8 protein-coding genes are annotated in these 10883 nt (G+C 46.2%); 4 read left to right on the plus strand and 4 right to left on the minus strand.

What is annotated here, in order from left to right; translation table 11 throughout:
* The coding region (locus tag K8S15_01120) for a hypothetical protein (protein MCD4774634.1) at nt 1-416 on the minus strand (416 nt) is incomplete at its 3' end.
* 377 nt (nt 417-793) lie between these two features.
* The gene (locus K8S15_01125; GenBank protein ID MCD4774635.1) at nt 794-3667 is read right to left on the minus strand and encodes a glutamate mutase L; all 2874 of its coding nucleotides are present in this window, start codon (nt 3665-3667) and stop codon (nt 794-796) included.
* Between the two features lie 316 nt (nt 3668-3983).
* Here K8S15_01125 and K8S15_01130 point away from each other — a divergent pair, with 316 nt between their 5' ends.
* The 4 genes from K8S15_01130 to K8S15_01145 all read left to right on the plus strand — a co-directional run bounded on the left by K8S15_01130 (nt 3984) and on the right by K8S15_01145 (nt 9734).
* The gene (locus K8S15_01130; GenBank protein ID MCD4774636.1) at nt 3984-5504 is read left to right on the plus strand and encodes an aromatic amino acid ammonia-lyase; all 1521 of its coding nucleotides are present in this window, start codon (nt 3984-3986) and stop codon (nt 5502-5504) included.
* Between the two features lie 9 nt (nt 5505-5513).
* Nucleotides 5514-8048 carry a T9SS type A sorting domain-containing protein gene (locus K8S15_01135; GenBank protein MCD4774637.1) on the plus strand — a complete coding sequence of 845 codons (2535 nt, stop codon included), beginning with the start codon at nt 5514-5516 and terminating at the stop codon, nt 8046-8048.
* A 110-nt stretch (nt 8049-8158) separates the two neighbouring features.
* Complete coding sequence (locus tag K8S15_01140) at nt 8159-8788, plus strand: hypothetical protein (GenBank protein ID MCD4774638.1); 630 nt, start codon at nt 8159-8161, stop codon at nt 8786-8788.
* A gap of 55 nt (nt 8789-8843) precedes the next feature.
* Complete coding sequence (locus K8S15_01145) at nt 8844-9734, plus strand: hypothetical protein (GenBank protein ID MCD4774639.1); 891 nt, start codon at nt 8844-8846, stop codon at nt 9732-9734.
* Between the two features lie 384 nt (nt 9735-10118).
* On the opposite strand, the gene K8S15_01150 is transcribed toward K8S15_01145, so the two are convergent.
* Together K8S15_01150 and K8S15_01155 are read right to left on the minus strand one after the other, a co-directional pair.
* Nucleotides 10119-10562, minus strand: coding sequence for a nucleotidyltransferase (locus K8S15_01150; GenBank protein ID MCD4774640.1), 444 nt, complete (start codon nt 10560-10562; stop codon nt 10119-10121).
* On the minus strand, nt 10540-10737 hold the full coding sequence (locus K8S15_01155; protein ID MCD4774641.1) for a hypothetical protein: 198 nt from the start codon (nt 10735-10737) through the stop codon (nt 10540-10542). The genes K8S15_01150 and K8S15_01155 overlap by 23 nt, the downstream gene beginning before the upstream one ends.
* Nucleotides 10738-10883 lie beyond the last annotated feature (146 nt).

Below are 10883 nucleotides of genomic sequence, written 5' to 3' on the forward strand. Positions count from 1 at the left end.
ACGCCTTCGTGGTCGCCTATATAAACATAATCCCCTTCTATTAGAATATCATTCACACCCATTATCTGACCTTGTTTTAAAGTGTATGATGGGGTGTAAATCCTGGATAAAAATTCAGGATCTGAAATATCTGATATGTCGATAAGCCAGAGTCCATCCTGAAATGAACACCAGACGCTATCACCACAAACAAAGACATCACTCATTTGCTGCCACATACAACTTCCTACATACTGAATAGTTCCATTTTCCCCAAAATCTGTTGGTTCCAAGAAATTTTCAGAGGGAATCATCCATCCATCCGGAAGACTTTGAGCTTCAGTCACTATCTCAAGCGAGGTATCAGATGCAAAAAGCATAGTATTAAGTGTAATGATTAATACGAATATTCCAAATAAAGTAACTTCCTTTTTCACTATTATCTCCTTTACAATTTGTTCTAAAACTTTTGTTTCTTTGTATTTTCAGGCTTTCAATTTGTAGAAATATTCCTTACCTGTAGGTTGTTTATTATCATCTGTTAAGTCCTAAATAATTGACAACACCTCTATAGTATAGCAATTAAACATAAGGATGCTTGATTTTTCGTAGTAACAGTATCAGCGCTTAATACATCTTTTCAGTTCCTATTTTCTCAGTTTCTTCAGTTGAAGTCAAGAACGGAAATGGAATTGACGCTGGATAGTGTGGACTATTTTCAAATTAAGCATGGCCACCATAAGATGATATTCCGGTTCGTGGAACCAATTATCCTTACCGGCATCCGAACCGGTAACAGTATCGGTGCGGCTACTCAGGCTATTACCATGGGTCTTGTGACACCAGCCCTGATCTGCGTTCTCCCCGAGAGACAGACAGTATATCCAATGGAACTTTCAAGGAATTCTGCACACTCCTCATTCATTTTGAAACTTCCAAAGCCAGATGTCAGAACAAGTGTGAAAGGAATTTCCTCATCACCAGTTATCGCTACTCCAAGTTCCTCTCCATTGTAATTAACCCAATCGGAAGCGGGTATAGATGGAGCGATTATTCCTGAAACTCCTGCATCCGAAGCGAGTCTAAGGAATTCCAGGTTAATGGGATCCTTGGAAAAAACGACACAATTTTTCTGAAACCGATTATTCTGGATGCTCTCTATTTTATGTAGTTCTCCACTGTTTTCGCCTCCGAAACCTATCACTCCGTTCAATTTTGTTCCGCTTCCTTTTATCCGCACCATATGATCGGGAAGAATATCGGATACAGTACCGGAGACGTGGCATATCATCTTTACCGGGTTAATGTCGTACTGAACGGTTACGGTGCCTTCCTTGGTGTCAATATTCTTCAGTATTCCGCTGGTGGGTGAATGCACTTGTACAGCTTTACCCCTTGATATGTCTGATGCGATGACCTGGCCGGCTTCCACGAACTCGTTCAGTTTGCGTTTCAGGTAACCCCTGATATGCTTTGGTTTGATGCCAAGAGGTTTCACAATATCTATTATATGGGGTATTTCATCGTAATCCTGTATTTCCCTGATGATTATGATACCGTTTTTCTCGATCCTGGTTACCCTTCCCCTTACAGGTGAATGAAAAGTGAAATCGAAACCCTGAAGACCTTCCCTGTGTACTTTGTAAAGCGGAGAGGTGAGCTTGACTCTGTCGCCTTCCTTAATCAGAAGTCCGTTACGGATTTCCTCCGGCGAGAGATGCCTGTCGTATCCCGGGATTCTGTTCAGGTCCACCATGTAAAGTTTTGGCGGATCGAACTTATTTTCTCCCAATACACTTCCAGGTTCGACTTTATCCCCTTGCTCAACAAAAAGAGAACCTTTGTAGGGAAGCCTGTAATCCATCTCCCATTCTCCGGTTACAAGCTCACTGTATTGCGGGCGGATAGAACAGTGGAATCTATCAATTGGATGAGTGAATTCAGGTATACCTGAAAATGCGAGGGATTTTTTGATAATGTTTTCTCCCCTCCCCCTGCAATCAATCAGAACAGGCAATTCTGTATCTAGATGGTTGGAGCCGTTTCCCAGTGAAACCTTCTCCTGAAGGATAAATTCCAGATTTTTTCCTGAGTTAAGATATAAAATGTCTCCAGCGGAGAGTTTCCATGATTCTCCGGTATTTCTTTTGACAACTTCAAGAACAGCATCACCATTATTGAAACTACCGAAGGGGGCTACGACCCATCCGATATCCTCAAGACACTCTTTCAGAAATAGAGACAAAGCAGCTTCACCGTCAATTTCCGATAGAACACCAAGGTGTGGACTTCTGAAATCTCTGTCAATTGCAAGTTTGGTTATACCAAAGGGTTTGAAGCCCTCTGCCAGTATCCAGAAAGCCCTGTTCCTGTCCGCATGAGAAACGACACCACCCGAACCGATTATGAGTCCAATATCAGAAAGATTAAAAGGCTCTTCTTCTGACGTGAGGAACGTTTCCTCGAACATCTTCCTGTTTTGGGATTTTAGTTTATCAAGAAATCCAATACGACTGGTTTTGTAGCAAGCATCAAGATGTTCTCTCCATGAAGTTTCGGTACCGCAGATGGCAGCAGCCTGTTCGACAAGTTCTTCCGACTCGTTCTCAGGAACGTATGTGGGGAAGATCGTTTTGTTGTAGATGTAATCTCGAACAATATTTTCATCGAACTCCCGGGGTAGATAATACATTAGTCTTTCAATACCTGACTTTGATAGAATGTTAGCTATGGAGTAACTCATTCCGGTGTTGGCTGCTACAGTCCTTGAGTATTCACCCGTTATGCAGGAAAAGATATCAGTTGTCGCTCCGCCCATATCCATCATAAGAACGCTTTCCTGAATATGCGCGCCATAAAGTCTGAGAATTTTCTCTACTCCGGACGGTGTCGGTAGAATATCCGAAACCACGTAGTTCTTCAGTTCCGAGTAACCGGGAGCTCTTTCCATAACGTTTTCCATGAAAAGCCTGTGTACTTCATTTCGGGCAGGCTCAGTATTCAATTCCTCCATCGAGGGACGCACATTGTCTACAATATGGACGTCAAAACTATCTTCAAGGACTTCTTTCACGAATTCCCTTGCTTCGATATTGCCACAGTAGACCAGGGGTATTTTCATCGTCTGTCGGAATTTCGGTTGAGGTTTGGATAAGGCCAGAAGCTCCGCAAGTCTAACTACTCCGGCTACGGCACCACCATCGGTTCCACCCGCGAGCATAATCATATCCGGGTGAAGATTCTGAATTGCCAGCATTTGTTCTACAGCCTGAAGGTTATCATCGATGGAAATCATTTTCAAGATGACTCCCCCCGCGTTACTTGCTGTGTTTTCGGCTATTCTACCGGTCTCAACGGAAGTGAGACCGAAAACAATCATCTGCAGGCCGCCCCCGGCAGAACTTGTTGAAAGGTAGGGAACCGAAGGCATACCGGTGCCACGCGAAAGGTTTTCTCCGGTTAAGGATTCCAGCTTATTGATTGCCCTGGCAACTCCAACGCAAACGTCTTCAAAGGGTTTTTCCACTGTAGTTGGAACATCAGCGCTATTAACGAACCGAAGACTGTTATCATCGGTTCTTTGCAGAAGAAGCGCCTTTGTTGTTGTACTTCCCACATCTGTGATGATAAGCATACCGGTTTTGCGTCTGCCTTCAGTGAAATCCACAGAATCCTGATAATTCTCCATTTACATACTGCCTTTCATCGAAAGTATAGGTACTACATAAATATTTCAGGGAAGTTCAATTTGTCAAATAGCGATGGATTAAAATGAAAGTGAAGCAGATGAAATGTTCGGTCTATTTACTGAAAAACACCAAATATAGTATCCTCAAGTCAAATGTTATTTATAGCACTAATGTATATATCTTTTACATATAACAGGTCATACAAGTTGAAGAAGTATGGTACGTCCCCGGTTGTTCTTGGCTTTGAGGGTATCTATATTCATCGAATATGTAACGTACATACTAATATCATACAACCCTCCAGGGAGGAATCAGATGGCTATAATTATCGATGGAACCGGTCTCACAGTTGAAAAACTCATCAGAATTGCGCGTCACGGAGAGAAAGTTGAGCTTTCTCCCGCGGCTGAAGAAAGAATCAGGTTCTGCCGGGGCATGATAACCAGAAAACTTGAAAAGAACGAAATCATGTACGGTGTGAATACAGGTATTGGCGAATTCTCTGAAACCCTTCTAAACGATGAAGAAGTAAAGCTGTTCCAGAAGTATCTCGTATACAACCACGCTGCCGGAATCGGTGATCCCGCCCCTCTTGAGTATGTCCGTGGAGCAATGGCTTCAAGGATAAATGTTCACGCAAAGGGACATTCCGCGATGAGGCTTGAAATAACTCAGATGCTTGTGAATATGTTGAACAAGGGTGTCACACCCTTCGTTTGCCAGAAGGGTTCCGTTGGAGCCTGTGGTGATCTCGCGCCCATGTCGCAGATTGCTCTTGTTGTCATAGGTGAAGGTGAAGCTTTCTACAACGGCGAGCTCCTCCCCGGAGGAGAGGCATTGAAAAGGGCGGGACTCTCGCCCGAGATATTCCATGCTCGGGACGGCCTTGCAACCATAAACGGTTCAAATGTTTTAAACGCTATGAATACAATCCATCTTTACGATATGAACCGCTGGTTGAAGCAGGCTGAAATTGCCGCTGCCATGAGCCTTGAAGCCCTGATGGCCAATTTCAAGCCATACAACGAAAAACTGCATAAAGCCAGGGGTTTCTCAGGTGCCGTACGGACTGCAAATGCACTTATGAAATGCATTGCGGGAAGTGATCTCCTGAAAGGTGGCAAGAAGAAGGTTCAGGACGCGTACTCCATGAGAAGCACTCCCCAGGTCATAGGAGCGGCACACGATGCACTTGCATACGCAAGGAGTCAGGTTGAGATCGAACTGAACGGAGTTGGAGACAATCCAATATTCTTCCCTGAAGAAGATCTGGTTCTGACAGGAGCCAATTTCCAGGGAACACCCGTATCACTTCCGATGGATATGATGGGCGCGGCTATTACTATGGTTTCGGTAATGTCCGAGAGAAGGCTCAATAGAATACTTAACCCTGCTCTTTCTGTCGGGCTTACACCGTTCCTTGCTGAAAAGCCGGGCCTTTACAGCGGCCATATGCTGAGCCAGTACACTGCCGGAATGCTTATAGTTGAACAGCGAGCCCTCTCCGCCCCTTCTGCTTGCGCATCCATCCCGGCGGCCGCGGACCAGGAGGATTTCGTAAGTATGGGCATGAATACCGCCATCCAGAATCATCAGATTCTTGAAAACGCATACGGAATTCTGGGGATTGAACTCATCGCAGCGGCTGATGGTCTCGATCAGAGGGATTACAAGCCCGGAAAGGGTACCCGGGCCGCATACGATATCATAAGAAAGCACATCGATCATCTTGGAGAAGATAGACCACTTTATCCTGATCATACAAAAATGGCCGAAGTTGTCAGATCCTGCGAAATGCTTGAAGCCGTTGAAGCCGAAGTCGGATCACTGGAATAGGAGATAACTATGAACCGCCTGATCATTGCGCTGATAATCGCTGTTGTATGGACATCCATTGGAATTGCAGTTCCGGAGGGTATCCCCATACAGTATATGGATTCCAAGAACCGCATTCCCATGTCCACCTCCGAGCGAATCCAGCTTTCAAGGGCAAGGGGACCCTATAGTAGAACGTTAGCTGCTGAAACCTTCGGAGCGAAAGGACTGACAGTCGTTCTACTTGTTGAAGAGGGAATCAGCGCAGGTATCAACTCGGCATTATCGACATTTCAGTCGGATCTGGAAATCGATGGTTACGATGTAAAAACATGGCTGATCTCAGGCGGCAGCGCAGAAGATATAAGGAACGATCTGATAACCGAATATGCAGGTGGAGTACTTGCCGGAGCTATATGCATAGGGGACATACCCACCGGTTGGATGGATTCAGGGTACGGTGAATATCCGGTTGATGTTTTTCTGATGGATATGAACGGTACATGGAACGATCCTGACGCAGATGGACTTTACGAATCTTACAGCAGCGGAGGACCGGAAATCTGGGTTGGAAGGCTTACTCCCACCTACCTCTCATTCGGTGGAACTGTGAACCTTCTGAACGATTACTTCGCAAAGAACCATGCGTACAGAACCGGTGCCCTGTCCCTTCCGGACAGAGCTCTCGCGTACGAGGAAGCATTCACCGGACTTACGGGATCTCTTGATGATCTTTATACAACGGTTGTAAGAAAAACCAGTCCAACCGGCACGAATGCTGATGATTTCAGGGCGGAGCTTCTAAACGGTTACGAGTGGGTACATCTCATCTCTCACTCCAGCCCCTGGGGAAGCAGTTTTCACACGGGTGCACCGCCGGAGGGAGCAGGTACACTTAACGGCTTTGAAGTTCCTCCTCTTGATCCCCACGCGTTCTTCTACGTTCTTAACTGCTGTTCGAACGGTCGATGGACCGAAGTAGACAATCTGGCCAACAGTTACATCTGGTGTGATTCGTACGGTCTTGCAGTACTTGCCCAGGCTAAAGTGGATTATACCAATGATTTCCAGGAGTACTACCAGTCACTGGCTTCCGGGAACTGCCTGGGCATTGCCTTCAGAACATGGCTGGCATCGAATATGTACAATGAGGACGGAGCCGTTCTCCTGGGGGATCCCACTTTAAAACCGAGAACGGGAACCACCAACTTCATATCCATCGGTGGCACAGGTTCAGGAACATCCGGTTCGGATAATTGGCTTTCCTATGACCTGACAGACGGCCTTCATACTCAGGGAAGGGTGGACACATATTACGATCCTTCTTCCGGAAACCTTTTTGCCGTCTGTGGTTCTTCCGATCCTGTACGGGCCAATATTCTTGCTACCCATTCTGATGGTGATACATGGGTTCAACCCATCGCCGTGTGCGACCATGAATACTGGGACTGGCATCCCACAGTTGGAGGTGATGGCCTGGGGAATGTCTGGACAGCATGGCAGAGCATGCAGAATAATCACGAGGGTTACGATATATATGTGTCCAAATGGAACGGATCCTCGTGGGTTAACGAAACGATTTTAACCGATGGTGATCCCTTCGAAGTAGAACCCGCGATGGATGGAGGCAACGGTCATACGTGGCTGGTCTGGCAGAAATGGCAGAACGCCTCAACGGATATAGAGGGAGTTTTCTGGACAGGTTCCGCCTGGTCATCGATTTATACTTTATCAGCTGAGAACGGTGAAGAGCGCTACCCTGATGTTGCCTTTGGGGGGAACGGATTTGGCCTTGTCTACCATGCAAGACGCAACGGTAACTGGGTTATTTGCTTCCGTGACGCACCGGACACCGGACCATTCGGTGCTGAGACAGTTATCTCATCAAGTACCGAAAACAGCCGGTACGCCTGTATTACCAGTGATGGAAGCGAGTACTGGGTGGCATGGCAGGATGATAACGGAGCAATTCTTTGTTCCCACGGAGGCGGAAGCGGATGGATCGCGCCTGAAACGGTTTCATCTTCGGGCGGATGCGCACGGCCATCAATAACTTCATCTTCTGCAGGCATAATCACAGCCATGTGGAGTTGCGGAAGCAGCGAACTGCATTGCAATACTTCTATTGGCGGAGCCTGGCAGGGATACTACGTCGCGGTAACTGAAGATGCGGTTAATGACGCTTCTCTGGGATGGTCTGATGGAAAACTCTGGGCAGTGTACGGAAGAAGGGATACCGATCTTCAATGGGATCTGTGGGCCTGTACTCCTGATCCTGTAGGAATTGCCGGACATTCTTCTTCAACCACGGCACAGATATCCGTTTCCGTCAATGGTCGGAATCCATTCAGCGGCCCGGTTGTTCTGAGGATATCCGGTCCGTCTGCGGGCAACCTGAGAATTTACGATCTGAGCGGAAGAACCGTTCTTGAAAGGCAGGTTGAATCGGGGCTGTTTACATGGGCGGGAACCTCGGACAATGGAATTCCCGTACCTTCGGGCGTTTATTTCGCGGTTGTAACGGACGGCAGCAGTATGGAAAGCTGCAGGATGGTGAGAATATAAACCGGGAATCCGATAGTTGAATTCCCGATTATATTCCAGAGTCTGCTTATTTCATCATCATAAGCAGGCCAGCACGTAGGGCTGTTACCTGACGAGTATCATTTCCCTTGTTGAAACGGAATATCCGGTTTCAAGCCGGTAAAGGTAAACGCCCGGCGAAACGGCAACACCGGAGGAATTCCTGCCATCCCATATCACTGAATGATCTCCGGAACACTGAACCTCATTCAACGAAGAGGAAGGCTATTATCAAACTCCTGCCGATAACACTGTTTCTATTCGTATCAATCGCCCTGACTGATTCCATAGATCCACCTGATATCCACTCCCAGACCCTGGCTGAATACATCAACGCCTCAGCAGACCCCATCGCTGAGATGAGACTCAGACAGAGCTGCTATATCGACTCACTGAGAAGTGAACTCAACAGCCTCGCCACAGAGCTTGAATATTTCCTGGTAAATACCGAGGCCCAGGCACAACTGTTCAGAGATAGCCATGAAGCCTTCCTCCTCTCAACGGACCTCTGGGCATCCTTCACAGAGGAAATCCAGTGGTACAACTTGACAACCGGAGAGCCTGACTTCGGCAGCGGTCTCGATGGCACCTTCATAATCATCACAGCTTCACTGCTTTGGGAAAAAATCCTCGACTACAGACAGTTACTCCAATCAATTGAAGAGTACGGTGTCGCCGGCATCCCCAACTGCCGGAACAGCAGTACTATCGGCGGGGAGTAGAACTATCCCGTATTGCTCTGGATTCACAGATCAGCATTAACCATGGAGGATGTAAATGGGTTTGCGATTAAATTTAGTGATTCTTTGTCTGGCAGGCTATTCGTATGCTTCCTGGCTCTGTCCGGTTTACAGAGCGGACAGCAGCGGTCATGTCGAAGGGATATCATCCGAAAACCATGCAGTGCTGAAATCATGGTATGTAACAATCCAACCAGTACTCATTGAAAACGTATCTATGCGCGACTATGCTACCTGGGATTATACAATCTGCGAAACCCTTGTACTCATTCCACCTGTTTCAGGGAGTGACATTTTCATATGTCTTGATCTGGGAGTATGTCCGGAGCTGATAAGGGAACTGGAATTCTTATGGATCAACGGAGTTTTGATGGAGCCCCGAAGCATGCTTGGGGGTTTCCCCGTCGATAGGAATATTCTTGATGATGCAACTGAATCGAACTTTATATCAACCGATTCCGACTTTCACATACACAGGTACGAGAGAGCAAGCGGAGCAATTACCAGACACGAATTACGCTCTGTCGAAGAATACAGATCACGCTTCGAATCAGATGAAGAGTTCTGGAGCGCTGTACCGGAAACCCGTCGGTTCTATGCGGATGTGTGGGAAATTCCATGTAAGGGCGAAGAAGAGATCGTGGTTCAGGTGGTATATACTGTTCTCGGGTGGACACATATCACCGGGTTTGAACCATTGCGGTTCTCTCTGTGCCAGCCACTTCTATGGAACGGTCCGCTGGGCGAGGGGCGAATAGTATTTGAGCGTCCTCATCAGAATGATCCTGAAATGTGGCTTGTTGAGTTCGATGGAAAAGAACTACTTGCGGAAGATACGTTCTGCTACGAAGTGGAAGTAAGTGATTTCAGTATTGAGGCCATACCTTTCCTTCTTGTCGAACCTGATTTGGTGGTCCCGACGGAATAACGAAAAGAACAGGCTTCTCCGCTGTCACTTAAAACCGCTGCTTCCGAAGGAAATCTGGGATGTTGATGCTCTCAAATGTCCTGAATGCGGGTTAATGCCATTTCAAAACTCTAATCCCTTTCAAGCAGCTTGCGCCATGCAGAAATAGCAGTTATCTGTTTCCCTTTAAAGCGTATTGTCTCATCCTGATTTACGGTAATAATTATTGCGGTTTCACAGTTGAGATTATTCATCGCTTTAACAACTCCGGCAATCTCTCTCTTCCTGCATCACAGAAAGCTTCTGGAACTTTTACGACCCATTTATTTCTATTTTGTTTCATATTTCTTCCTGGTACAACGGCTTGGATCACTCGCGATGAATGGCGCAAAGCGAAGCTGCGCGCTATTTATCGTCAAGTGCGTCCAATTGTTCGGCTTTCTTGAGTTTATCAATATCGATCTTATCGTGTGGTCTTGCGCTCGCTTCTTTTGCTCGGATAAGGTCAGATCGAGAGATGAAAAGGATTTTAAGATCATCCAATTCAACCACTTCGCGTTTACCCCATACCTCATCAAACTCGATTCCTGGAATCGACATCATAATATCGACTCGTACAGGTGCCCTTCCCATCTGATAAAAATAGCCTTTTTGTGTGAAGTCATCTGCAGTAAGATTTTCCAGAGGTGCACCAAACTCCTTCAATGCCTCATACACACCATTTGCATTATCTTGATCTGTCGCTATAAACAAATCAAGATTTTTCGTGAATCGGGGCTCGCTGTATTTCATTACAGCGTATCCACCCACTACAAGATATCGAATATCATGCTTTTCGAAAATTTTCAATAGTTCTTTGAAGTCTGGACTCGTCAGCATTTTTTCCTCGAATCAAAAAATAATCATCTATCATTTCCGCTACCGCCTTAAAAATGGCAAAATCTCCCTGGGATTGCCAGAAGCGGATATCGAATAAACGCCTATCATCCTTTATGCGTTGATAATTTTCTTCTATTTTTCTCATTTCTTCTCCTATACCCGAACGCTCAGAATAACCATCACAGGTTATAAATCTGTCATGGTTCAGACTCCCTGTGTTTGGTTAAATCTGTTGTTCTGTCGCGGTTTTTCTATAAGTCGGCCAGAAAGGAAACGATGAAGGATGCTGGA

Origin of the sequence: Candidatus Aegiribacteria sp., from assembly GCA_021108005.1 — a bacterium.
In the GTDB taxonomy this organism is placed as follows: domain Bacteria; phylum Fermentibacterota; class Fermentibacteria; order Fermentibacterales; family JCC-6; genus Aegiribacteria.

Bases quoted from the DNA above. Each gene is read 5' to 3' on its own strand.
- K8S15_01125 (MCD4774635.1), bottom strand. From the start codon at position 3,667: ATGGAGAATTATCAGGATTCTGTGGATTTCACTGAAGGCAGACGCAAA.
- K8S15_01130 (MCD4774636.1), top strand. From the start codon at position 3,984: ATGGCTATAATTATCGATGGAACCGGTCTCACAGTTGAAAAACTCATC.
- K8S15_01135 (MCD4774637.1), top strand. From the start codon at position 5,514: ATGAACCGCCTGATCATTGCGCTGATAATCGCTGTTGTATGGACATCC.
- K8S15_01145 (MCD4774639.1), top strand. From the start codon at position 8,844: ATGGGTTTGCGATTAAATTTAGTGATTCTTTGTCTGGCAGGCTATTCG.
- K8S15_01155 (MCD4774641.1), bottom strand. From the start codon at position 10,737: ATGAGAAAAATAGAAGAAAATTATCAACGCATAAAGGATGATAGGCGT.